Source organism: Roseovarius sp. MBR-51 (assembly GCF_053628575.1).
Window position 1 is genome coordinate 325,526 of sequence record NZ_JBRJGQ010000003.1, and the last position, 23,277, is coordinate 348,802.

At 63.0% G+C, this 23,277-nt stretch carries 24 protein-coding genes and 1 riboswitch; of the genes, 17 read left to right on the forward strand and 7 right to left on the reverse strand.

Translation table 11 applies throughout. From position 1 onward, the window contains the following. The first annotated feature begins 62 nt into the window (after window positions 1-62). Window positions 63-139: riboswitch (SAM riboswitch) on the forward strand. Window positions 140-195: 56 nt separating this feature from the next. The 4 genes from metZ to ACSSVY_RS06110 all read left to right on the forward strand — a co-directional run bounded on the left by metZ (window position 196) and on the right by ACSSVY_RS06110 (window position 3,775). Then, window positions 196-1,380: an O-succinylhomoserine sulfhydrylase gene (metZ, locus tag ACSSVY_RS06095; protein ID WP_454268515.1), complete on the forward strand. Its 1,185-nt coding sequence runs from the start codon at window positions 196-198 to the stop codon at window positions 1,378-1,380. Window positions 1,381-1,517: 137 nt separating this feature from the next. Then, the gene (folE2, locus tag ACSSVY_RS06100; RefSeq protein WP_040651460.1) at window positions 1,518-2,618 is read left to right on the forward strand and encodes a GTP cyclohydrolase FolE2; all 1,101 of its coding nucleotides are present in this window, start codon (window positions 1,518-1,520) and stop codon (window positions 2,616-2,618) included. A gap of 166 nt (window positions 2,619-2,784) precedes the next feature. Then, the gene (locus ACSSVY_RS06105) at window positions 2,785-3,429 is read left to right on the forward strand and encodes a hypothetical protein (protein WP_454268516.1); all 645 of its coding nucleotides are present in this window, start codon (window positions 2,785-2,787) and stop codon (window positions 3,427-3,429) included. Between the two features lie 124 nt (window positions 3,430-3,553). Continuing rightward, window positions 3,554-3,775 (forward strand): hypothetical protein, encoded by a 222-nt coding sequence (locus ACSSVY_RS06110; protein WP_454268517.1) that lies wholly within the window; start codon window positions 3,554-3,556, stop codon window positions 3,773-3,775. 45 nt (window positions 3,776-3,820) lie between these two features. On the opposite strand, the gene ACSSVY_RS06115 is transcribed toward ACSSVY_RS06110, so the two are convergent. Both ACSSVY_RS06115 and ACSSVY_RS06120 read right to left on the reverse strand, forming a co-directional pair. Next, complete coding sequence (locus tag ACSSVY_RS06115) at window positions 3,821-4,438, reverse strand: inner membrane-spanning protein YciB (RefSeq protein ID WP_454268518.1); 618 nt, start codon at window positions 4,436-4,438, stop codon at window positions 3,821-3,823. A 32-nt stretch (window positions 4,439-4,470) separates the two neighbouring features. Further along, window positions 4,471-5,373 carry an EamA family transporter gene (locus tag ACSSVY_RS06120; RefSeq protein ID WP_454268519.1) on the reverse strand — a complete coding sequence of 301 codons (903 nt, stop codon included), beginning with the start codon at window positions 5,371-5,373 and terminating at the stop codon, window positions 4,471-4,473. A gap of 78 nt (window positions 5,374-5,451) precedes the next feature. On the opposite strand from ACSSVY_RS06120, the gene ACSSVY_RS06125 reads away from it, so the two are divergent. Then, window positions 5,452-5,919, forward strand: coding sequence for an MgtC/SapB family protein (locus ACSSVY_RS06125; protein WP_454268599.1), 468 nt, complete (start codon window positions 5,452-5,454; stop codon window positions 5,917-5,919). Between the two features lie 37 nt (window positions 5,920-5,956). On the opposite strand, the gene ftsY is transcribed toward ACSSVY_RS06125, so the two are convergent. Together ftsY and ACSSVY_RS06135 are read right to left on the reverse strand one after the other, a co-directional pair. Further along, complete coding sequence (ftsY, locus tag ACSSVY_RS06130) at window positions 5,957-7,150, reverse strand: signal recognition particle-docking protein FtsY (protein ID WP_454268520.1); 1,194 nt, start codon at window positions 7,148-7,150, stop codon at window positions 5,957-5,959. A 69-nt stretch (window positions 7,151-7,219) separates the two neighbouring features. Continuing rightward, window positions 7,220-8,917 carry an NAD(P)H-dependent oxidoreductase subunit E gene (locus ACSSVY_RS06135; protein ID WP_454268521.1) on the reverse strand — a complete coding sequence of 566 codons (1,698 nt, stop codon included), beginning with the start codon at window positions 8,915-8,917 and terminating at the stop codon, window positions 7,220-7,222. A gap of 185 nt (window positions 8,918-9,102) precedes the next feature. Between ACSSVY_RS06135 and ACSSVY_RS06140 the strand changes: the two genes are divergently transcribed. The 10 genes from ACSSVY_RS06140 (at window position 9,103) to dtd (ending at window position 17,801) form a co-directional block, all read left to right on the forward strand. Further along, on the forward strand, window positions 9,103-10,149 hold the full coding sequence (locus tag ACSSVY_RS06140) for an alkane 1-monooxygenase (protein ID WP_454268522.1): 1,047 nt from the start codon (window positions 9,103-9,105) through the stop codon (window positions 10,147-10,149). 5 nt (window positions 10,150-10,154) lie between these two features. After that, window positions 10,155-10,547 carry a hypothetical protein gene (locus tag ACSSVY_RS06145; RefSeq protein WP_454268523.1) on the forward strand — a complete coding sequence of 131 codons (393 nt, stop codon included), beginning with the start codon at window positions 10,155-10,157 and terminating at the stop codon, window positions 10,545-10,547. Between the two features lie 219 nt (window positions 10,548-10,766). Then, window positions 10,767-11,663 carry a 5-bromo-4-chloroindolyl phosphate hydrolysis family protein gene (locus tag ACSSVY_RS06150; RefSeq protein WP_454268524.1) on the forward strand — a complete coding sequence of 299 codons (897 nt, stop codon included), beginning with the start codon at window positions 10,767-10,769 and terminating at the stop codon, window positions 11,661-11,663. A gap of 13 nt (window positions 11,664-11,676) precedes the next feature. Then, window positions 11,677-12,876 carry a toxic anion resistance protein gene (locus ACSSVY_RS06155; protein WP_454268525.1) on the forward strand — a complete coding sequence of 400 codons (1,200 nt, stop codon included), beginning with the start codon at window positions 11,677-11,679 and terminating at the stop codon, window positions 12,874-12,876. A gap of 39 nt (window positions 12,877-12,915) precedes the next feature. Then, window positions 12,916-13,839, forward strand: a complete 924-nt coding sequence (locus tag ACSSVY_RS06160; protein ID WP_454268526.1) for a DUF2927 domain-containing protein — start codon at window positions 12,916-12,918, stop codon at window positions 13,837-13,839. A 23-nt stretch (window positions 13,840-13,862) separates the two neighbouring features. Continuing rightward, the gene (locus ACSSVY_RS06165) at window positions 13,863-14,987 is read left to right on the forward strand and encodes an SPFH domain-containing protein (RefSeq protein WP_454268527.1); all 1,125 of its coding nucleotides are present in this window, start codon (window positions 13,863-13,865) and stop codon (window positions 14,985-14,987) included. Window positions 14,988-14,991: 4 nt separating this feature from the next. Continuing rightward, window positions 14,992-15,414 (forward strand): hypothetical protein, encoded by a 423-nt coding sequence (locus ACSSVY_RS06170; protein ID WP_454268528.1) that lies wholly within the window; start codon window positions 14,992-14,994, stop codon window positions 15,412-15,414. 5 nt (window positions 15,415-15,419) lie between these two features. Further along, complete coding sequence (locus tag ACSSVY_RS06175; RefSeq protein WP_454268600.1) at window positions 15,420-16,547, forward strand: primosomal protein N' (replication factor Y) - superfamily II helicase; 1,128 nt, start codon at window positions 15,420-15,422, stop codon at window positions 16,545-16,547. A gap of 116 nt (window positions 16,548-16,663) precedes the next feature. Continuing rightward, the gene (locus ACSSVY_RS06180) at window positions 16,664-17,338 is read left to right on the forward strand and encodes a nitroreductase (protein WP_454268529.1); all 675 of its coding nucleotides are present in this window, start codon (window positions 16,664-16,666) and stop codon (window positions 17,336-17,338) included. 25 nt (window positions 17,339-17,363) lie between these two features. After that, window positions 17,364-17,801 carry a D-aminoacyl-tRNA deacylase gene (gene dtd / locus ACSSVY_RS06185; RefSeq protein WP_454268530.1) on the forward strand — a complete coding sequence of 146 codons (438 nt, stop codon included), beginning with the start codon at window positions 17,364-17,366 and terminating at the stop codon, window positions 17,799-17,801. Between the two features lie 18 nt (window positions 17,802-17,819). Here the strand turns inward: dtd and xseA are convergent, their stop codons facing one another. Further along, on the reverse strand, window positions 17,820-19,313 hold the full coding sequence (xseA, locus tag ACSSVY_RS06190) for an exodeoxyribonuclease VII large subunit (RefSeq protein WP_454268531.1): 1,494 nt from the start codon (window positions 19,311-19,313) through the stop codon (window positions 17,820-17,822). Between the two features lie 81 nt (window positions 19,314-19,394). On the opposite strand from xseA, the gene purD reads away from it, so the two are divergent. Together purD and ACSSVY_RS06200 are read left to right on the forward strand one after the other, a co-directional pair. Continuing rightward, window positions 19,395-20,660: a phosphoribosylamine--glycine ligase gene (gene purD / locus ACSSVY_RS06195; RefSeq protein WP_454268532.1), complete on the forward strand. Its 1,266-nt coding sequence runs from the start codon at window positions 19,395-19,397 to the stop codon at window positions 20,658-20,660. Then, entirely contained in the window at window positions 20,657-21,133 is a 477-nt protein-coding gene (locus tag ACSSVY_RS06200; RefSeq protein ID WP_454268533.1) for a GNAT family N-acetyltransferase, read from the forward strand. The genes purD and ACSSVY_RS06200 overlap by 4 nt, the downstream gene beginning before the upstream one ends. Before the next feature lie 59 nt (window positions 21,134-21,192). On the opposite strand, the gene ACSSVY_RS06205 is transcribed toward ACSSVY_RS06200, so the two are convergent. Both ACSSVY_RS06205 and ACSSVY_RS06210 read right to left on the reverse strand, forming a co-directional pair. Further along, window positions 21,193-22,629 carry a hypothetical protein gene (locus ACSSVY_RS06205; RefSeq protein WP_454268534.1) on the reverse strand — a complete coding sequence of 479 codons (1,437 nt, stop codon included), beginning with the start codon at window positions 22,627-22,629 and terminating at the stop codon, window positions 21,193-21,195. A 228-nt stretch (window positions 22,630-22,857) separates the two neighbouring features. Next, window positions 22,858-23,181, reverse strand: a complete 324-nt coding sequence (locus tag ACSSVY_RS06210; RefSeq protein WP_009818199.1) for a 2Fe-2S iron-sulfur cluster-binding protein — start codon at window positions 23,179-23,181, stop codon at window positions 22,858-22,860. Window positions 23,182-23,277: the final 96 nt, after the last annotated feature.

The window sequence follows — 23,277 nt, forward strand, 5'->3', positions numbered from 1 at the left end:
GCTAAGGTGACGCTTGCATGAAACCTGCGTGACAGAGTTGACGACGCCCGCGCGCAGGAGTAATGCGCGCCTGTGGCGATTTGTTACCGGATTGCGGGCCACGTTAAACAAACCGCTAAAAGGTCAGGATGAAAGGCCCCTTTCGCTTGACCGCGTCGGGGCTTTTTTCATGGGCGGGCTGCCCGGAGGTTGGATATGAGCGAGACTTGGCAAAAGCGCACCAAACTGGTGCATGGCGGCACGCGACGCAGCCAGTATAACGAGGTGAGCGAGGCGATCTTCCTCACCCAAGGGTTTGTCTATGACACCGCCGAGGCGGCAGAGGCGCGGTTCATCAAGGCGGGCGCGGATGAGTTCATCTATGCCCGCTATGGCAACCCCACCGTGGCGATGTTCGAGGACCGGATCGCAGCGCTCGAGGGCGCCGAGGATGCCTTTGCCACCGCAAGCGGCATGGCGGCTGTCTCGGGCGCGCTCACGTCGATGCTGCGCGCAGGCGACCATGTGGTGTCCGCCCGCGCCCTTTTCGGCTCCTGTCTTTATGTGCTCGAGGAAATCCTGACCCGCTTTGGGGTCGAGGTCACATTCGTGGACGGCACCAATCTGGAGGAGTGGCGCGCAGCCATCCGGCCCGGCACCAAGGCGGTATTCTTCGAGACCATCTCTAACCCCACGCTCGACGTGGTGGATATCCGCGCGGTGGCGGATTTGGCCCACGCAGCGGGCGCGCTTGTGCTCGTGGACAATGTCTTTGCCACGCCGGTGTTTTCCCGCGCCATCGAACAGGGCGCGGATGTGGTCATCTATTCCGCGACCAAGCATATCGACGGGCAAGGCCGCACGCTGGGCGGGGTGATCCTTGGCACGCGCGATTTTATCCGTGGCACGGTTGAACCCTACATGAAACACACCGGCGGCTCGATGTCGCCCTTCACCGCTTGGGTCATGCTCAAGGGGCTCGAGACAATCGACCTGCGCGTGCGCGCACAGGCCGCGAGCGCACAGACGATTGCCGAGGCCTTGCAGGGCGATGCGCGCCTGGCGCGGGTGATCTATCCGGGTCTGTCTGACCATCCTCAGCACGCCCTGGTGCGCGCGCAGATGGGCGAAGGCGGCACGGTTCTGGCGCTCGACCTCAAGGGCGGGCAAGAGGCGGCCTTCCGCTTCCTCAACGCGCTGGACATCGTGATCATCTCGAACAATCTGGGCGATGCGAAATCCATCGTGACCCACCCCGCCACCACCACGCACCAACGCCTGCCTGCCGACCAGAAGACGGCGCTCGGTATCACACCGGGCCTTGTCCGATTGAGCGTCGGGCTGGAAGATTGCGGGGATCTGATCGACGACATTCGCAATGCCTTGGAGGCCGCAGGCTGAGAGCGAAAAGTTTTTCAGCTATTTCCGGGGCTTGAATGATCCGCTTTGCCGCATTTGGCGTAAATCCCTACGATAATAGCAATTCCTGTCAAAACGCTATATGTAAGGGTCTGGCAGAGCTGAAGGGAAGTTTTGCGATGAATGTGCATCCGTCTGAGATGAAGCCTGCACCGGATCGGGACGAGGCTAAGGAAGCGCTTGCGCTTTTGCGGGATTGGGCACGCGCTGCCTCCCCCGAAGAAGTGGCCGATCTCGACCCGGCAATCGCGCGGCTCCTGCCCTCGGGCGAGCTGTCGAATTACCCGCTTCTTGCGCGCGACTACCCCGAGGATTTCGCGACCAATCCGGCCTATCTTGCCACGCTGCCCGACCTGCAAAACGGCCCGGCGTCGCTTATTCGCGGCACGAGACAGCAGTTGCAACATGTGGGGATCTCCAATTTCCGCCTGCCGATCCGTTACCATACCCGCGACAATGGCGACTTGACGCTCGAGACCTCGGTCACGGGCACGGTCAGCCTAGATGCGGGCAAAAAGGGCATCAACATGTCCCGGATCATGCGCAGTTTCTACAAACATGCCGAAAAAACCTTCAGCGCCGAGGTGATGGAGGCCGCTTTGGCTGATTACATCACCGATCTCGAGTCGGTCGATGCGCGCCTGCAAATGCGCCTCTCCTACCCGGCCAAGGTGCGCTCGCTGCGCTCGGGTCTGGAGGGCTTTCAATATTACGACATCGCAATGGAACTGGTCGAATCCGCCGGGATCAAGCGCAAGTTCATGCATCTCGATTACGTCTACTCCTCAACCTGCCCCTGCTCGCTGGAACTCAGCGAACATGCGCGCTCTGCACGCGGCCAGCTTGCGACACCCCATTCTCAGCGCTCGGTTGCGAGGATTTCGGTCGAGCTGATCGAAAACGACTGCCTCTGGTTCGAGGATCTGATTGAATTGGCCCGTCGCGCCGTCCCAACCGAGACGCAAGTGATGGTCAAGCGAGAGGATGAACAGGCCTTTGCCGAGTTGAACGCCGCCAATCCGATCTTTGTCGAGGATGCGGCACGCCTCTTTTGTGAACAGTTGCTCTCCGATCCCCGCATCGGGGATTTCCGCATTATCGCCAGCCATCAAGAGAGCTTGCACAGCCATGATGCCGTCAGCGTTCTGACCGAGGGCGAGACCTTTGCCGCGCAAAGTCTCGATCCAAAATTGTTTCAGACGCTGATTCACGGGCGATAAGCGCGGAAATCAGGCAGGATGGCGATAATTTAAGCAGAAATCCGCGTAGCGCCACGATTGTGATTTGACCTACAGTCAAATTGCTGCAACGCAGCGATGCGCGCGTTATATTCTGTCATCCGTCTGCGCTAAGCGTAGGCGCGCACCTGTTGAAAGGGACGAAACCATGCTTGCTCCTGACCTTCCGCTGAAACTCTCCGCCGCCGGAATCCGCTTCACCGGATACATGATCGAAAAACAGCTGCGCGTGGCGCAGATCTTTGGCGAGGCTGCCTTAAAGGCGGGGCCCTTCGCGCGGGGGATGGCCGACAAGGCCGCAATACCTGCCGCTCCGGCCAAAACAGAGGCGCCAAAATCAGAAGCAAAGGCGGCAAAATCCCCCGCAAAACCGCGTCCCGCCAAACGGGCCAAGACCGCCGCGAAGAAACAAGCCGTGGTTGCAGCGCCGAAACCCGCCCCAGTTCCCGAGGCAAAAGCCGCCCCTGCCCCCGTAGCCCCTGCCCCCGTGGCCAAAACCCCAACGCCCGTGACCGCACCGACACCGGCGCCGGCTCCGACACCGGCAGCCGCCCCAAAGGCAGCAGTCGCGGCACCTGCCCCGACGCCCAAGACTGCGACGCCATCTGCGCCCGTCAAGGAACCGGTGACCGAGGCCAAAGCCGCACCGCAGCCTGTCAAAGCGCAAGCACCTCAGCCTGCCCCGGCGGCCACGACCGCGTCGCCTGCCGAACCAACATCGCCCAAGCGTCCGCGCACACCGTCAACCCCGCCCGCGATGCCAGTCCCCGCGACCAAGGTAAAACCTGACTGAACGAATCAGGCCGGGATGCATCCGTTGCAATCCGGCCATTCCTTTTCAGTGGTGGTCACGTCAACCCCACTGACCTATGTTCACGGCAGGGAGGAAACCAAACACAATTCAAGTGAGGTTTCCAATGGCGAATATCACAACAAACGTTTCCGCATCGCCGCTGCGCGAAGTCTGGAAGCGATTCACGGCTGCACTGGTGCGCGGGCTCGAGGCACAGGCTGCCGTGACCTCTCGGCGCAACCGGATCGAGGCACTCGAAGCGAAATCCGACGCAGAACTGGCCCGTATGGGTCTGCGCCGCGAAGACATCGCTTACCATGTCTTCAAGGATCTGTTCTACGCCTGACCCACTTTTTGGGGCGGCCCTGTCCGGACCGCCCTGCCGCAGGATCTATGCGCTCTTGTCGTCCTCCTCAGAGGAATGATCCCGAAACAGCGCGCCTTGCGCCATGAAGAACAGAAATATTGCCGCCGTCAGGCCAAAGGTCTTGAAATAGACCCAGATTTCTTCGGTCTGTGTGCGCCAGATCGCCTCATTCAGCACCGCCAAGCCAAAGAAAAACAGCATCAAGCGGCGGGTAAGAATCATCCAGCCGGCATCGGTCAGCGGCATCACCCCTTCCATCACATATTGCAGATATGAGCGCCCACGCATCAGCCCATATCCCAACACTCCACCGAACAGCAGATAGATCATCGTCGGTTTCATCTTGAAGAACCGTGGATCGTTGAACCAGACGCTGAGTCCGCCAAACACCACGATCAGCACCGCCGTGACCACCTGCATCCGGCTCAGATGGCCCGTCAGCCGCCACAAAAGGCCCATCGAGATCAGGAACACCGGAATAAACCCGGCCGTGACAACAATGAACCCCTCATACTCTGTGCCGCCAATCATAAAGACCCGGTCCTTCAGCCAGAGATAGGCGGCGAAGAAGCCCAGAACCGGGCCAAATTCCAGCACCGGCTTGGCCCATTTGGGCGGCTGCGTGTCATTCATCTCAATCATCGCTCCTGTCTGTCCTTCGGCTTGTGCCGCATTCAGCCGCCCATCTCAACTATGACCGCCCCTGCGGCGATCAAGGCCATGAGCGCAATACGTCGCGGTCCCACCGTTTCCTTGAGAACCAGCCACCCGATGAGAGCCGCGAACACCGTCGACGTCTCGCGCAACACCGCCGCTTCGCCCACCTTGTCAAGGCGCGTGGCCAGCATGATCGACCCAAAAGAGAAGAACGCCACCACCCCGCCCGCGACCCCACGAAGCATCAACGGTCCCACCGTTGGCCTCTCTGGCAGGTTGCGCCAACGTAGATAGGCAAACGGCGGGATCGTTAGACCGTCGAGAAAAAAGAACCACGCCAGGAATGTGAACGGATCAGCGGCGGCCCGGATACCATAGGCATCATAGGTGGTGTAAAACGCCACGAACAGCCCCGTCGCCACCGCCAGACCCAGCGCCAGCGGCATGGTATCGCGGTTGAGCGTGAGCGTGCGCAGGTTATAGACCGCCAGCCCGTAGATGCCACAGAGGAGCACCGCCACGCCCAGCCATTGCACCGGCGTGAACACCTCTCCGAAAATCGCATAGGCCCCGATCACGGTGAAGAGTGGCCCGGTGCCCCGCACCACCGGGTAAACCACGGTATAGGCGCCCTTGGTATAGGCCATCGCCTGCAACACCTTATAGCCAATATGGATCACCACCGCGCCCGCAAAGATCGGCCACATATGCGCCTCGGGCCAAGGCACGACAAAGAGGGCCAAAGGCGCAGCCATGACGGCATAGCTAGCATCTATCGCCCCCCGGCTGAGCCAGGGATCGTGCCGCCCCTTCTGCAACGCGCCAAACACCGCATGCAAGAGCGCCGCCGCCAATGCCAACATCATCGCGAGATGGTGACCGGCCTCGGTCCCCTCGAGCGAAATCAGCCAGGCACTCATATCGCATGTCTCGCATCACCGGAGCGGATCATGCTAAACTTTGAGACAAACGTACAGCAAGGTGGCATCGACCAACTCATGATCGACATCATTCTCCAAGAGCTTTCGGGCACGTTCAGCACCGTGTCGCCATTGGTCGCCGCAACCCGGATGATTGCCGCACTCGTGCTTGGCGGGGCGATTGGGGCTGAGCGGGAAAGCAAACACAAGCCCGCAGGCCTGCGGACGCATATGCTGGTGTCGATCGCGGCCTGCCTCTTCATTCTGGTCAGCCAGCAATTGGCCACCCTCTCTTTCGGGGCACAAGACGCCCTGCGCGTCGACCCCCTGCGTCTGGTAGAGGCCGTGACCGCCGGGGTCGCCTTTCTGGCCGCCGGAACCATTTTCACCTCACGGGGCCATGTCCATAACATCACCACCGGCGCGTCGATGTGGCTCGCAGGGGCCATCGGTCTTGCCTGCGGCTCCGGACAGATGCCCCTCGCAGCCATGGCAACGGCCATCGTTTTGCTGGTGCTGTATGTGGTCAGACTGGTCGAAAAGTAACGCGGCGCGCTCTGTCGGCGCGGGACCGTCCTAAACGTCATCGCGCGTCGAGGCCGGTCAAAGCTGCTGCAAACTCCTGCGGATCGAACGGGGCCAGATCGTCAATCTGCTCGCCCACCCCGATGGCATGGATCGGCAGGCCGAACTTATCCGCCAGCGCGACCAACACACCACCCCGCGCGGTGCCGTCGAGCTTGGTCATGATCAGCCCCGAGACATCGGCGAGTTTCTGGAATGTCGCGACCTGGCTCAGCGCATTTTGCCCGGTCGTGGCGTCGAGCACGAGCAACGTGTTATGCGGCGCACTTGGGTCTTTCTTTCGGATCACGCGCACGATCTTGGCCAGTTCCTCCATCAGGTCGGCGCGATTCTGCAATCGTCCGGCGGTGTCGATCATCAAGAGATCCGCCCCCTCCGCCTCGGCGCGGGTCATCGCGTCATAGGCGAGGCTGGCAGGGTCCGATCCCTCAGGCGCGGTCATCACGGGCACGCCCGCCCGCTCGCCCCAGACCTGAAGCTGCTCGACTGCGGCTGCGCGAAACGTGTCCCCCGCAGCGATCACCACCGATTTGCCCGCCGATTTGAACTGTGCCGCGAGCTTGCCGAGTGTCGTGGTCTTGCCCGAGCCATTGACGCCAACCACCAGCACCACCTGCGGACGTTTGGCGTAAATCGGCATGGGGCGCGCCACCGGCTCCATGATCCGCGCGATCTCCTGCGCCAGCAATTCCTTGATCTCCTGCGTCGAGAGCCGCTTGCCCATGCGCCCCTCGGCCATATTCGCCGTGACGCGCAGCGCCGTATCCACGCCCATATCCGCACCGATCAGCAATTCCTCAAGGCTCTCGAGCATCGCATCGTCAAGCACACGGCGCGGCGCGACCTCTCCTGCGCCCCGGCCCAGAATACGCCCGAGAAACCCGGCACGCGGCGCGGCTTCGGGCAGGTCAGCGGGGATTTCCATCGGCACCGCCGGGGCAACGCCCCCGGACGGCAGGGGCGGCACCTCTTGGGGACCAGGATCGACAGGGGCCTCCTGCGGCGGCGGCGCAGGCACTTCCTGCGGTCGCGGCGGAATCCCCGGCGGCGCCGGGTCCGGCTCGGGGTCGGGCGCGGGAACCGTGGGTGTCGGCTCCTCTACGCGCCCCTCGTCTACAATCGCCTCCAACCCCTCTTCGAGCTTGGAAGAGGATTTGAACAACCGTTCCTTGAGTTTCGAGAAAAACGCCATGCGCCCTCCGATCCGCGTGTCAGTCCTGACCTAATGCGGATCGAAGGGAGATGGAAGCCTGCGCTTGGCTCAGATTTCGTCGGCGAAATGCTTCATCGTCAAGCGAATGGGATTGGGCGCAGCCTGTCCCAGCCCGCAGATGCTCGCATCAGCCATCGCCGTGCACAGCTCTGCCAAGAGTGGCTGATCCCAGGTGTCGGCCTGCATCAGCTTGACCGCCTTTTCACAGCCCACCCGGCACGGCGTGCATTGCCCACAGCTCTCATCCTCAAAGAACCGCAGCATGTTCAGCGCCGCATCCCGCGCCCGGTCATGGTCCGAGAGCACGACCACCGCCGCCGACCCGATAAAGCTGCCATGCGGTTGCAACGTGTCAAAATCGAGAGGAATATCGTTCATCGCCGCAGGCAAGAGACCCGAGGACGGCCCGCCCGGCTGATACGCCTTGAACGTATGGCCATCCAGCATGCCCCCCGCCGCCGCGATGATATCGGTAATGGTCGAGCCTGCGGGCAACAGATGAACGCCGGGGTTCTTGACGCGCCCCGAGACCGAATAGGAGCGCAGACCCTTGCGGCCATTAAGCTCGACCGAATTCAGGATTTCTGGCCCTTCGCGCAGGATGCGTGTGACCCAGAGCAGCGTTTCGACGTTGTTGACCAGCGTCGGGCGGTTGAAAATGCCCACTTGCGCCACAAACGGCGGCCGATGGCGCGGCAGACCGCGGTTGCCCTCGATCGATTCGATCATCGCGCTTTCTTCGCCGCAGATATAGGCACCCGCGCCCCGGCGCAGTTCGACATAGCCAGCCGCGATCAGCCCCGCCGCTTCAAGTGCGGCAATCTCGGTCGCAAGAATCTCCAACACCGCCGGATATTCATCACGCATATAGATAAAGCACCGCTCCGCCGCCACGGCCCAGGCGGCAATCAGCATCCCCTCAAGGAAAAGATGCGGCTGCCGCTCGAGGTAATAGCGGTCCTTGAACGTGCCCGGCTCGCCCTCATCGCCATTCACGGCCAGATAACGCGGACCGGCCTCGGCCCGCACAAAACCCCATTTGCGCCCTGACGGAAAACCCGCCCCGCCCAGACCCCGCAACCCGGCATCAAGCAACGTCTGCTGCACGCGCTCGAATTCTGCGTCGGCATTGGCGACGGCCCGCAGATCCGCCAGCGTGGCATAACCACCTGCGGCACGGTACGCCTCAAATCCCTCGTAATCTGGCACATGCGCGTGGGTATCGCCTGCCGCCACCGCCGCAAGAACACTCTCGGGCGTGGCGTGGTCGATATGATGGTGGCCCAATTCGACCACCGGCGCAGTATCACACCGCCCCATGCAGGGCGCGCGCAAAATGCGGACTTGGCCCGGATCAACCCCGTCTTCCAGAGCCGATTTCAAAGCCTGCGCCCCGGCCAATTCGCAACTCAGCGAATCGCAAACCCGGATCGTGAGCGCGGGCGGCGGGGTCTCGCCTTCGCGGATCACGTCAAAATGCGCATAGAAACTTGCAACTTCATAAACTTCGGCCTGGGACAGACGCATTTCTTCGGCCAAGGCCCGCAAATGCGCCGCAGAAAGATGTCCGAACTGGTCCTGAATAAGGTGCAGATACTCGATCAAGAGGTCGCGCCGCCGCGGTCCCTCGCCCAAGAGCGCCTGAACCTCAGCCCAAGCACCATCCTCCAACTGCCGACCCTTTGGCGTGCGACGACCTTTGCCGTTCCCAGATTTCCAGACGCCTTTGCGATCATCCAATGCCATTGCGATCATCCTCTTTCCCTGTTGCGCCCGAACCTAGCGGGCCGAGCTGGGGGCAGAGCCCTCAAAAACGACATTTGCACCACCATTCGCGTTGATCGGCGCGTGAAATGCGGCGGGGTGCAGCAAGGAAACCCTGTGCGCGGCCTCTACCCGGGATTAGACTGTGACAAAACCGGGAACACACCATGCCGCTCTTTTCGCTCGCCGCCAGTCTGCCGCTGATCCTCACCGCCTGCGCCGCGCTCTGGGGCGGTGTCTGGGGCGGGTTGGCCTTGGGCTATATCACCGTGATGGTCTTTACGCTCGACCGCCTGATCGCCCGACAGCCCGGCAACCCTGATCCCGACGCCGAATTTCCGGCCGCAGACTGGCTCCTTGTGGCCCTCGGCCTGGGGCATTTCGCGGTATTGGCCCTGTCCCTCTGGGCTGTTTCGGGTCAGAACGATCTCACCGCGCTGGAGCGCGCCTTGGTGGCGATGTCCGCAGGGCTCACCACCGGCCAGATCTCGCATCCCGTGGCGCATGACCTCATCCACCGCAGCGCCCGCGCCAAACGCCGCCTCGGGCGGCTCATCTATACCTCGCTGCTCTTTGGCCACCACGCCAGCGCCCATCTGCGCGTCCACCACATCCATGTCGCAAGCGCCGAGGACCCCAGCAGCGCCCGCCCCGGCGAAGGATTCTACCGCTACGCCGCGCGTGCTTGGCCCGGCGGCTTCGTCGCCGGACTGCGCGCCGAGTCGCGCCTCCAAGGCGACCGCCCGCTTTGGCAACACCCCTATGCGGCCTATCTTGGCGGCGCTCTGGCCCTCCTCCTTGTCACCGCCGCCCAATTCGGCGCCTCTGGTGTGGCCGCACTTTTCTTTATCGCGGGCTATGCGCAGATCCAGATCCTCCTGTCCGACTATGTGCAACACTACGGCCTGCACCGCGCCCGCACCCCCGAGGGCCGTCTGGAGCCGGTTGGCCCGCAGCATTCCTGGAACGCACCGCATGTGATGTCGGCGGCGATGACGCTCAATGCACCGCGCCATTCCGATCACCATGTCACGCCCCAGCGCCCCTATCCCGCGCTGCAACTCAACCGCCAGACCATGCCGATCCTGCCGCAGTCGCTGCCGGTGATGGCCGTGCTGGCCCTCGTCCCGCCGCTCTGGCGGCGCATCATGGACCCTCGCGCCGCAGGCTGGCGCGAATCCCCTAGCGGCACCGTGCGCGATCTGGCAGGCTGACGCCCATGCGTGGCTTGATCCTTCTTGCGGCCCTCACTGGCCTTGCCCACCCGGTTGCGGCACAAATGTCCGCCGCTGAATTTGATGCCTATACGCGTGGCCAGACCTTTTATTATGGCGCTGGCGGCGCGCCCTATGGCGGCGAGGAATATCTGCCCGACCGCCGTGTGCGCTGGTCCTTTCTCGATGGCGATTGTCAGGACGGGCGCTGGTACGAAGACAGCGGCCTGATCTGTTTTGTCTATGACAACCGCCCCGATCCGCAATGCTGGAGCTTTGAGCGCACGGATCGTGGCCTCATCGCGCGTTTTTCCGGGGATCAAAGCATGTCAGAGCTTTACGAAGTCAAACGCTCAGACGCCCCTCTGATGTGCCTTGGCCCTGACATCGGGGTGTGAGCTTGCGTGTTTTTCTGGTCGAAATACTCCTGTCCCGCCCTCTCCTGCACCGCTGACGGAAATCTTCCCCCTAGCATGCCCGGCCCCCATCGCCTAAGTTCAAGCTCAGACAGCTGAAACCGGTCGCGGGGGCGCCATGAGTGACACAGGACTTCAGAAACTGGCGTTTTTCCTGCTGGTGGCGCTGACCCTCTTCGTCGCCGCCACGGGGGGCGTGTGATGGCGCAGCGTTTTGGCGGCAAGTATAGCCCCGACGGCAAAGACACGCCGGCCCCCCAAGCTGGCGGATTTCGCGGCGCGCGACGCACCCGTGCCGGTGGGCGCGTCAACCTCTTGTTTTTTGCACCTCTGCCTCTGGCCGCCCGCGCCTTCACCTCCGGTCCGGTCGAGCTTGCCCTGAACCTTGGCGCCTTGGGCGCGCTCCTCTTGGCGGCTTGGCTCACCCGCGAGGGTATTCTGGCGCAAGAGGCTTATGAGGCCCGCAAGATCGCTCGCCGTCCCGCCATCCCGCGCAAGATCTTTGCCTCCGGTCTCACCGGGCTGGGCCTTGGCCTAGCGGGTTATGCCAGCAACGGCGGTCTCTTGGAGCCGCTCATTTACGCCATCCTCGGCACGGTCCTGCACAGCTTCGCCTTTGGCCTCGACCCCCTTAAGGACAAGGGCATGGAGGGCGTCGACACCTTCCAGAGCGACCGCGTCGCCCGCGTCGTAGATCAGGCCGAGGATTATCTGCGCGCTATGTCCGACGCCCTCAAACGCGCGGGCGACCGGCAGGCGGAAACCCGGCTCGAGCGGTTCCAGACCATCGTGCGCGATATGCTGCGCACGGTCGAGGATGACCCCCGCGATCTCACGGCGGCGCGCAAATATCTGGGCGTCTACCTGATGGGCGCCCGCGACGCGACGGTCAAGTTCGCCGACCTGCACGCCCGTGCCCCGAACCCACAGGCGCGCGACAAATACCTCGCGCTCCTGTCCGATCTCGAACAGAATTTCACCGCCAAGACCCGTGCGCTGATGCTCGACAGCACCACCGATCTCGATATCGAAATCGAAGTGCTGCGTGACCGGCTCGAGCGCGAGGGCGTCCACCTTGAACCCAAAGATTTAGCGTAAAAGGACCGATCACATGTCAGAGACCACCCGTCAGAAGGCCGAAGCCGCCCTCAAGGATGTCGAGGCCGTCAACCGCGCGATCCTCCCTGTTCCCACCGATGCCAATGCCATCGTGACACTGGATCAGGCCGACGCCCCCGCCAGCGCCGAAATCACGCGCCGCATGGCTGAAATCGACATGGACGACACCCAGTCGATCGTGTCCTTCGGCTCTGCCGCGCAGGCCGAATTGCAAGAGATTTCCCAAGCCATGCTGCAGGGCGTGCGGAACAAGGATGTGGGACCGGCAGGCGACAGCCTGCGCGGCATCGTCACCACGATTCGCGGCTTTGCCGTCTCGGAACTCGACGTGCGCCGCGAACGGTCGTGGTGGGAAAAACTGCTGGGCCGTGCCGCCCCCTTCGCCAAATTCACAGCCCGGTTCGAGCAGGTACAGGGCCAGATCGACAAGATCACCGATGACCTTCTGGCGCATGAACATACGCTCCTGAAGGATATCAAATCCCTCGACATGCTCTATGAGAAGACACTGGCCTTCTACGACGAACTCGCCCTCTACATCGCAGCGGGCGAGGCCAAGCTCAAGGATATCGACACCAACGACATCCCCGCCGCCGAGGCCGCCGTTCAGGCCGCGCCAGAGAATGATCAGGTGATGAAGGCGCAGGAACTCCGCGATCTGCGCGCCGCCCGCGACGATCTGGAACGCCGGGTGCATGATCTCAAACTCACCCGTCAGGTGACGATGCAATCCCTGCCATCGATTCGTCTGGTGCAGGAGAACGACAAATCGCTCGTGACCAAGATCAACTCGACCCTCGTCAACACCGTGCCGCTCTGGGAAACCCAACTGGCACAGGCCGTCACGATCCAGCGCTCGGCAGAGGCCGCGGCGGCGGTGCGCGACGCCAATGACCTTACCAACGAACTGCTGACCGCCAACGCCAAGAACCTGCGCGAGAGCAACAAGATGATCAGGCAGGAAATGGAACGCGGCGTGTTCGACATTGAGGCGGTAAAGCAGGCCAATGCCGATCTCATCGGCACCATTCAGGAGAGCCTGCAAATCGCCGACGAGGGCAAGGCTAAACGCGCCAAGGCCGAGGAAGAGCTCAAGAAGATGGAGGCCGAATTGCGCGACACGCTGGCCTCCGCCAAGTCCCGCCGCGACGGCATCGGCGATACCGCAGGCACCTCGGTGCCCAAGAGCTAAGTCAGAGGCATGCACGCTGTCCGTTTGAAATGGGGGGTCATGGGACTGGCGCTGACGGCGCTTGCCGCCTGCGACATGCCCTCCGCCCCCTCGATGTCGGCGCGTCCGGCGGCGCGCCCCACGGCGCTCCCGCCCACCACGGGCTCCGGCCCCTCCGCCGACAGTCAGGCGCTTGCCGCCTATTACCAACGCGTCGAGACGGACCTTCTCAGCCGCGGTCTCCTGCGCCGTGACGGTGGCGGGCCAGACACGCCCTTTACGGACACCGACATCCTGCGCAATTTCGAGCGCATCGCGTTTTACGACGAATACCAGCAGGGCGCGGGCTATCGCCCCTCCACCGGGCGCGCCGGAGGCCTGCGCAAATGGATGGGGCCAGTCCGCATCAATGTCGAATTCGGCGCGTCCGTCTCCGAGGACCAGCGTGCCGAAGACCGCCGTCTTGTCGCCGATTATGCCGCGCGGCTGGCGCGCGTCACCCGCCACCCGATCAGCACCAGCGCGGGCAGCCCCAATTTCCACGTTCTCTTTGTGGGCGAGGATGACCGCGACACCACGCTCGCCCGCATCCGCCAACTCGCCCCCGAGGCCGGCCCCAGCACCCTCGCCATCTTCCGCGACATGCCGCGCTCGATTCACTGCCTCGTGGTGGCCTTTTCCGGTCAGGGCGCGGATCATACCTATCGCCGCGCAATTGCCCTCATCCGCGCCGAACATCCCCCTCTGATGCGCCAGTCCTGCGTTCACGAAGAATTGGCACAGGGACTTGGCCTCGCCGATGACAGCCCAGCCGCGCGCCCCTCGATCTTCAATGACGACGACGAATTTGCCCTGCTCACCAGCCATGACGAAGAGCTGCTCTGGCTGCTCTATCACCCCGATCTTAAACCCGGCATGTCCCCCGACGAGGCCCGCCCCATCCTGCGCCGTCTGCTCGATGCGCGGTCTGGCGGGCCGGTCTGATCCCCGACTACAGGAGTATCCCGATGCCCATCTTCGATTTCCTCTCCGGCCAGTTCATCGACGTCATCCACTGGACCGACGACACCCGCGACACGATGGTCTGGCGATTCGAGCGCGAAGGCCACGAGATCAAATACGGCGCGAAACTCACTGTCCGCGAAGGGCAGGCCGCCGTGTTCGTGCACGAAGGGCAGTTGGCCGATGTCTTCACCCCCGGTCTCTACATGCTCGAGACCAACAACATGCCCATCATGACCTCCTTGCAACATTGGGATCACGGCTTCAAATCCCCCTTCAAATCCGAGATCTATTTCGTCTCGACCACCCGGTTCAACAACCTCAAATGGGGCACCAAGAACCCCATCATGCTGCGCGATCCCGAATTCGGCCCCACGCGCATCCGGGCCTTTGGCACCTACACGGTGCGCGTGGCCGACGCCGCCAAGTTCCTCTCCGAAATCGTCGGCACCGACGGCGAATTCACCATGGATGAGATCAGCTTTCAGATCCGCAACATCATCGTGCAGGCATTTTCGCGGATTATCGCAGGCTCCGGCATCCCGGTGCTGGACATGGCCGCCAACACCGCCGATCTGGGCAAGCTGGTCGCAGGCGAGATTTCCGCCATCGTCGCGGAATACGGCCTCACAATCCCCGAGTTCTACATCGAAAACATTTCGCTCCCCCCCGAGGTCGAAGCCGCGCTCGACAAACGCACCTCGATGGGCATCGCCGGCGATTTGGGCAAATTCACCCAGTATTCCGCCGCAGAGGCCATGACCGCCGCGGCCAAGAACCCCTCCGGCGGCGCAGGCATCGGCGCGGGGCTTGGCATGGGCATGGGTATGGCCATGGCGCAGAACCTCGCACAGGACGGGCCATGGGGCGCACGCCAAGGCACCCCGGCCGCCGCAGCCCAGACCCCACCCCCGCCACCACCCGTTGAACACGTCTGGCACATCGCTGAAAACGGCCAGACCCACGGCCCCTATTCCAAGGCATCCATGGGCCGGATGGTTACTGACGGCAAGCTCACCCGCGAAAGCCATGTCTGGACCGCAGGCCAGGACGGCTGGAAACGGGCCGAAGACGTGGCCGAACTGGCACAACTCTTCACCGTGATGCCCCCGCCCCCGCCGGGTCTGTGACCGCATGCGCCGCCGCGCCACAATCACGCTGCACTGGCTCAACCTGATGCTGTTGCTCTTTGTGCTGGGCGATGGCGGGGCCACGATCTGGCTCTCCGTCGCCTACAGCCTCTCAGCGCTCAGCATGTGTGCGCTGGCGCTGGCGTTTGGCCTCTTGAACGGACCGGGCCCAAAACTCGATGGCGCGTTTCGCACCCTGCACCCGTGGCTGCACCGCGCACTCTATGCGCTGCTCGCGTGGGGCGCTCTGGCTCTTGCCGCCGAGGCCCTTGGCCAATCCCTCCCCGGCCCCGAGGCGCGCAAACTGCTCTTGGCACTTCTGGCCGCCTCGGCGCTGCACGCCACCTTCAACCTCTGGCGCCATACTGCACTGGGTGATGGGGCATTGCGCCGCATTACCCCACGCGCCGTGCATCCCATTCTATGAGCCCCATGCAAAATACGCCCCCCCCCGAGCCAGCAGAGACCGAAACCCAGCACCGCTTTCCCTGCGTCAGCTGTGGTGCGGATTACCGCTATGATCCCGGCGCGAACCACCTGATCTGTGATCACTGCGGCGACATCCATCCGATTGCGGGCAACGCTCCCTGGCAAGGCGGCATCAAGGAGTTGGACTTTGACCGCGCTCTGCGCGATCAACTCCCCGCGCAGGAGATGGAGGAGGTCCGCACCACCACCTGCACCAGTTGCGGCGCGCAGGTTGAACTTGGCTCCGACACCCACGCCGCCGAATGCCCCTTCTGTGCCTCGCCGGTCGTCACCGACACCGGCACCCAGCGCCATATCAAACCTCGCGCGCTCCTGCCCTTCGCGCTCGACGAGGCGACCGCGCGAAAGGCCATGACCGGCTGGCTCGGCCGCCTCTGGTTCGCGCCGAACGGGCTTCAGGATTACGCCCGCAAGGGCCGCCGCATGCAGGGCATCTATGTGCCCTACTGGACCTACGACGCCGACACCAAATCCTCCTACCGGGGCGAACGCGGCACGGTCTATTACGTCACCCAAACCGTGATCCGCGACGGCAAACGCCAGACGGTGCAAGTGCCCAAAATCCGCTGGACTCCCGCCTCGGGCCGGGTCTCGCGGTTTTTTGATGACATGCTCGTGCTCGCCTCCAAATCCCTGCCCAAACGCTTCACCGAGGCGCTGGAGCCGTGGGATCTGGCCGCTCTCGAACCCTATAACCCGGAATTCCTCGCAGGCTTCCGCGCCGAGGGCTATAGCGTCGATCTGGACATCGGTTTCACCGAGGCGCGCACCCGTATGGATGCGATCATCGCCCGCGACGTGCGCTTTGACATCGGCGGCGACCGCCAGCAAATCCACGAAATCAACACCGAGATCAGCGCCGTCACCTTCAAACACATCCTGCTGCCCGTCTGGCTCGCAGCCTATAAATACCGTGGCCAAACCTACCGCTTCGTCGTCAACGGTCGCACCGGGCGTGTGCAGGGCGAGCGCCCATGGTCCTTCTGGAAGATCACATTCGCCGTGCTCCTCGGCGCGATCATCGCGGGCGCTGTGGGCTATGTCATCGCCCTTGAACAAGGCGTATTATAGGGCACGACCAGCGGAAATTCGCCCGCTGGGGCATGGATAACCCGCAAAACTCGCCCTATGATCATCGTTCAGGGCCGCGTGCCTTGAATATCATGGCCGGGCAAGGACATCGCTGAATGACAGACGGACTCGAAACACTCAACGACCTTTTGCACGCCCGTCATTCCTGTCGCGCCTTCCGGCCTGATCCGGTGCCCGAGGACAAAATCCGCCAGATCGTCGCCGCCGCAGGCCGAGCGCCCTCTTGGTGCAACGCCCAGCCGTGGCAGATCACCGTGACGCAGGGCGCGGAAACCGACCGCTTTCGCGCAGCCCTGCTAGACGCGGTGCAACGTGACCGCCCTGCCCCTGACCTGCCTTGGCCCGAGAGCTATCCGGGGGCGCATGGCGCGCGACGAATGGAGTGCGGGTTGCAACTCTACGAGGCCGCAGGCATCGCCCGCAACGACCGCGCCGCACGCGCCGAACAATCCATGCAGAATTACCACCTCTTTGGCGCGCCACATGTGGCGCTCATCCATTCCGAAAAGGCGCTCGGCGCTTACGGCGCAATGGACACCGGCGGCTTTATCACGGCCTTCATGCTGGCGGCTTCGGCGCTTGGCATCGCCACCATTGCGCAGGCCTCCGTCGCGGCCTATGCGCCGATGATCCGCACGCATTTCGCCCTGCCTGACAGCCGCCTGATTCTCTGCGCGATTTCCTTTGGCTTGCCCGATGTGGACCACCCCGCCAATAAATTCCGCACCAGCCGGGCGGGATTGGACGAGGTGCTCGATCTGCGCGGCTGAGTGCCGCTGCCCCCGGAGGTTCCTTATGCGCGCCCTTTTGCAACGTGTTTCCGAGGCCTCCGTCGCGGTCGATGGCGAGACCATTGGCCGATGCGGGCGGGGTCTTTTGATCCTTGTCTGCGCCATGCAGGGCGATACGCAGGCCAACGCGGAACGGCTGGCGGCCAAGGTTGCCAAGCTGCGGATCTTCCCCGATGAGGCGGGCAAGATGAACCGCTCTTTGATCGACATCGGCGGCAGCGTTCTGGTCATCAGCCAGTTCACGCTTGCTGCCGATACCTCGCGCGGCAATCGGCCCGGTTTTTCCACGGCGGCGGACCCGGAGACCGGCCATCAGCTCTATCTGCATTTCGCACAACAGTTTGCTGAGCAGCGTATTCCCACCAAACTGGGTCAGTTCGGGGCGGATATGAAAGTGTCTTTGGTCAATGACGGGCCAGTGACAATCTGGATGGAAAGTTAGCGCAGAGCGTCCACTGGCTCAAAACAAACTCCCCTGCCCCTCAGGCGGCGTCTTGGGCTTGACCTTCGGGACTGACACCGCAGGTCCGGTGCCCGACACATCCAGCATCCCATCGGCAAACTCGATCTCCAGCGCCGCCGCCCCCGCCGCAGCCTTGCGTGTCGTCACAACCGCCCCATCGCCGCGCACGACTGCATAGCCGCGCTTGAGCGTGGCCTTGTATCCCAGCGTCTCACGCAAGCGGTCCAACGCCGCAAGCCGATCCTGCCAGCCTTGCACCTGACGCCCCGCCGCATCCGAAAACCGCACCGAAACCCGGTCCAGATCGCGCCGCTTCTGCGCAATATCGCGGTTCAGCGCATGCACATTGAGCCGCGCCGCCGTCGCCTGCAACCGCCGCTGATCCCCCTCGACCGCACGCCGCAAGAGCGCCGGGCGCAACGCCCCCGCTGTCTCCGACAAATGCACCCGCCGCACCTGCACCGACCGGATCAGCGCCGCAGGCAGGCGCTCGCCCAACGCATCCAGCCGTTGCCGTGGCGCGTCAAGCAACACCTCCGCGCGCGGCAAGGCCCGCGCCAGATCGCGCAACCGCTGACCGCGCAAACTCACCCCTTGGCTGAGGGCATGGCTCAGCCGCGCGCCCTGCCCCTCGACCCAGGCCAGCAAATCCAGCCGCACCGGCACCGCCAGTTCCGCCGCCGCCGTGGGCGTGGGCGCGCGCTTGTCAGATGCAAAATCAATCAGCGTCGTGTCGGTCTCATGGCCCACCGCGGAAATCAGCGGAATCGCACTTTCCGCCGCCGCCCGCACCACGATTTCCTCGTTGAAGCCCCAGAGATCCTCGACCGATCCACCGCCCCGCGCCACGATGATCAAATCGGGGCGCGGCAGCGCGCCACCCGGCGTCATCGCATTGAACCCCCGGATCGCCCGCGCCACCTCAACAGCACATTTGTCACCCTGCACAGCCACAGGCCAGATCAGTACCTTGCGCGGAAAACGGTCGCGCAGCCGGTGCAGAATATCCCGGATCACCGCACCCGAGGGCGAGGTCACAACCCCGATGATATCCGGCAGATAGGGCAGCGCCTGCTTGCGCTCCGGGGCGAACAGCCCTTCGGCCGCCAGCGCCGCCTTGCGCTTTTCCAGCATCGCCATCAGCGCGCCCATGCCCGCCGGTTTCATATCCTCGATGATGATCTGATAGCGCGATTGACCGGGAAAGGTGGTCAGCCGCCCCGTGGCGACCACTTCCATCCCCTCTTCGGGCTGCACGGCCAATCGCGTCGCCACCCCCTTCCAGATGATCCCCGCCAGAACCGCAGAATCGTCCTTGAGATCCAGATAGATATGCCCCGACCGGGGCCGCGAGATGCGCCCCAATTCGCCGCGCACGCGGACATGGGAAAACTCGCCCTCGATCATCCGCTTGATCGCCCCCGACAGGTCCGAGACGGAAAATTCCGGGGCATTGCCCCCCTCTTCGGGATCGTCGATCAGATCGGACATGCGCGCACCCCTCCTGCCTTGTGTCTGGCTGCCCGCCACCTTAGAACGCGGACCAACCGAGGCCAAGCAGGAGTTGCCGCCATGAACATTCTCATCCTTGGATCGGGCGGGCGGGAACACGCGCTCGCATGGGCCGTGCTGCAAAACCCCAAATGCGACCGGCTGATCGTGGCGCCAGGCAATGCCGGCATCGCCGAAATTGCCGAATGTGCCGCGCTAGACATCCTCGACGGCGGGGCCATCGCGGGCTTTTGCGAGGCAGAGGCGATTGATTTCGTGATCATCGGCCCCGAGGCCCCGCTTGCCGCAGGCGTGGCCGACCGCCTGCGCGACGCCGGGTTGCTGGTCTTTGGCCCCTCCGCCGCCGCCGCCCGGCTTGAGGCCTCCAAGAGCTTTACCAAAGCCATCTGCGACGCCGCAAACGCGCCCACCGCCGCCTATGCCCATTTCACCGAGCTCGCCGCCGCCCGCGCCTATGTCACGGCCCAGGGTGCCCCCATCGTGGTCAAGGCCGACGGTCTGGCCGCCGGCAAGGGCGTGATCGTCGCCATGACCGAGGAGGAGGCCCTCGCCGCCCTTGACGACATGTTCAGCGGCGAGTTTGGCAACGCCGGGGCAGAGGTGGTGATCGAGGAATTCATGGACGGTGAGGAGGCCAGCTTTTTCGTCCTCTGCGACGGCGAAACCGCCCTGCCCATCGGCACGGCACAGGACCACAAGCGCGTGGGCGAGGGCGACACCGGCCCCAATACCGGCGGCATGGGGGCCTATTCCCCTGCGCCGGTGATGACCGACGCCGTGACCCAACAGGCGCTCGATCAGATCGTCCGCCCCACCTTGGCCGAAATGGCGCGGCGCGGCACGCCCTATCAAGGCGTGCTCTTCGTCGGGCTTATGATCAAGGACGGCGCAGCCCGACTTGTCGAATACAACTGCCGCTTTGGCGATCCCGAATGTCAGGTTCTGATGATGCGCTTGGGCGCGCAGGCGCTCGACCTCCTGCTCGCCACGTCCGAAGGGCGGTTGGGCGATATTTCCGTCACTTGGGCCGAGGATCACGCCCTGACGGTCGTTCTGGCCGCGCAGGGCTATCCCGGAGATTACGAAAAAGGCAGCGTGATCAAAGGGCTGGAGGCGTGCCCCGAGGACAGCTTTCACATGGTCTTTCACGCAGGCACCACCCGCGCCGATGGGCAGATCACCGCGACGGGGGGACGCGTTCTGGCCGCCACGGCCCGTGGCACCACGCTGCGCGAGGCCGCAGACCGCGCCTATGCCATGGTCGACCGCATCGACTGGCCCGAGGGCTTTTGCCGCCGCGACATCGGCTGGCGCGCGCTGAAATGACCATCGACACGGCCCCGGTCCGGGTGCAACCCGGCAGCGGGCAGGCCGAGGCGATCCTCGATCTCATCCGCCGCAGCTTTGCGCAGATGGAGGGCCGGATCGACCCGCCCTCCTCCATGCACCGTCTGACCGCAGAAACCATCGACCAGCACTGCCGCGATGGCGAGGTTTGGATCATCGGTACCCCACCCGTGGCCTGCGTTTTCCTGACCCCAAAATCAGATTGCCTCTATCTGGGCAAACTCGCCGTCGATGCAGCGTGGCGCGGGCAAGGTCTGGCTGCGCTGCTGGTGGATCACGCCATGGACCGCGCCCGTGCCCTCGGCCACAACGCGGTGGAATTGCAGGTCCGCGTGGAACTGGTGGAAAACCACCGGGCCTTTGCCAAAATGGGCTTTGTCAAAACCGGCGAAACCGCCCATCCCGGATATGACCGCCCCACCTCGATCACCATGCAGCGCGCAGTGCTCTAAGCGGGCATTTGCTCGGGTGCCAACCCGAAACGAAATCCCACGTTTCCAGAGGTCACAGCCTACGAAAGCGCCACTCGGTTGATCACAATCTCTATATCATTGACCGTGTTCCGCTCATTCTCGGGATGGAACGTATCCGTAAGACGTTCACCTCTGAATAACCGAACGACTTCGACGTTTGGTGCCAAGAATTGCGGAAGATCGAGCAGACCATCCGCTACGTACTCTGGGGGTCCGTCTATCGACAAAAACGTAAAGGGCGCATCCGCCAGCTTCACCTCGGTCACGGTTGCCCCGTCAAGCTCTGCCGGACTAAACACGACATGCCGGAAGTGCGAGGTGATCCCATCCCCAAAGCCCGTATGCCTTATAAAGAGTCCGCTATCGTGAACCTCGAATGTGCCCTCTATAGTCTCATCAATATTCAGCACGACACGGGTAATATCCGCGAGCGGATTTCCGTCCTGTCCGGACACGTCAAGCGTCTGCGCCGAAAGGGTTGCCAAATCCTCGGACCGAAGGGTGAACACAAGATCGCTGCCGTCGCGCAGAGGTTCGATTAGCGTCCCATCTTCCTCTCCCAAGTCATCGACAAAGCCGATCCGAATCTCGTCCGCCTGTGTCGCCTCCAGCCCTTCAGCGAAATAGCGGTAAACCTCAGGAGGGAGTGCGGGATCGGCATGAGTGACAGTAACCGCCAGAACAGATGGCTCTTCCCCGGTGCCGGGGGTAATTGTCACTCCAAATCCGGTCATCTCCCCAAGAACCGAACCCTCGGCAATATCCCGAACGATCTCGATCCTGTCTTCGGCCGGATTGAAATCATGCAGTTGGGCAATCACGCCGCCCGGGCTCCTACTGGAAAAATACCGGATGAGATCATCGCCATCGCCTAAGGTCACATCAACACCGTCTCCGGACCTGTCTGAATAGACATCAACGGTGTCATTGCCCTCGCCCGCGTCGACCACACCAACGCCCCCAACGAACGTCTCGATCAGATCATTGCCAGCCCCCCCCAGTGCAACAGGCTGCACTCCCGGCAAGTCCTCGAACTCGGTGCCTGAAAACTGAATGGGGCTCTGACCCTCAAACAGTGAAATCGTATCGTCGCCCTCACCCCCGATACCCGTGCCGCCGGATACGTAGAGGCGATCATTGCCCGCCCCGGCGTCTACGGAATTGAAAACCGGCACCAATCCTGCGCCTGACGGATTTCGGGCGAACCCGCTGTCAATCGCGATCACATCGTCAAACGGCGTGCCTGCATCGTCCTCAAGCTGACGTGAAAGCGCCACCATGCCGAATTGGCGTGGGCCATCTACGACCGGCTCTTCCTCGTCAGGGTCTTCAGGGATTGTTATGGGGGGAACTTCCTCTCCGACGTTGTCCTCGTCGGGCGGAACCTCATTGGAAACCGTATCAGAGTGACTGTCATCACTGATGACAAAGGACGCGCCCAGAACCCCCATCGCCACCAAAAGCAAACCAAGCATTCAGCCACCACTCGCAACACTTCTTATGCGCCGAATCCTAGGATGATCAACATGTTACGTCAATCCACCCTTGGGTGCCGCATATCACGGTCTCGTCAACACAGAGCCGCCGTTGAGGCGATCACGCACGCGCTCGTCACCGCGCCCATAACCGCCGGATCGACGCTTTTGGTTGGCGCGCTCCCTGAGAGACAGCCGGTAGGGGGCGTTGCGCCCGCCCCGGGTAGATCAGATCTGCTTTTCCGGCATCTGCACAACCAGACCATTCAGCGCGTCCGTCACCTTCAACTGACAGGTCAGCCGCGACCGCTCAGGATCTGGTTGATAGGCGAAATCGAGCATATCCTCTTCCATGTCATCCTTGGCGGGCAGCTTGCCCACCCAACTCGGATCGACATAGACGTGACAGGTGGAACAGGCGCAGGCCCCGCCGCAATCGGCCTCGATGCCGGGGATATTGTTGTCGCGCGCGCCTTCCATCACGGTCAGGCCATTGGCCACCTCGACCTCATGCCGGGTGCCATTATGCTCGATATAGGTGATTTTAGCCATGTCTGGGCTCACTCCATTGCGTCGCTTTTGCGGACTACCTAATCAAGGCCCCCGGCTGAGACCAGCCCAATTTGCACTTGCGTCAGAAAAGAATTG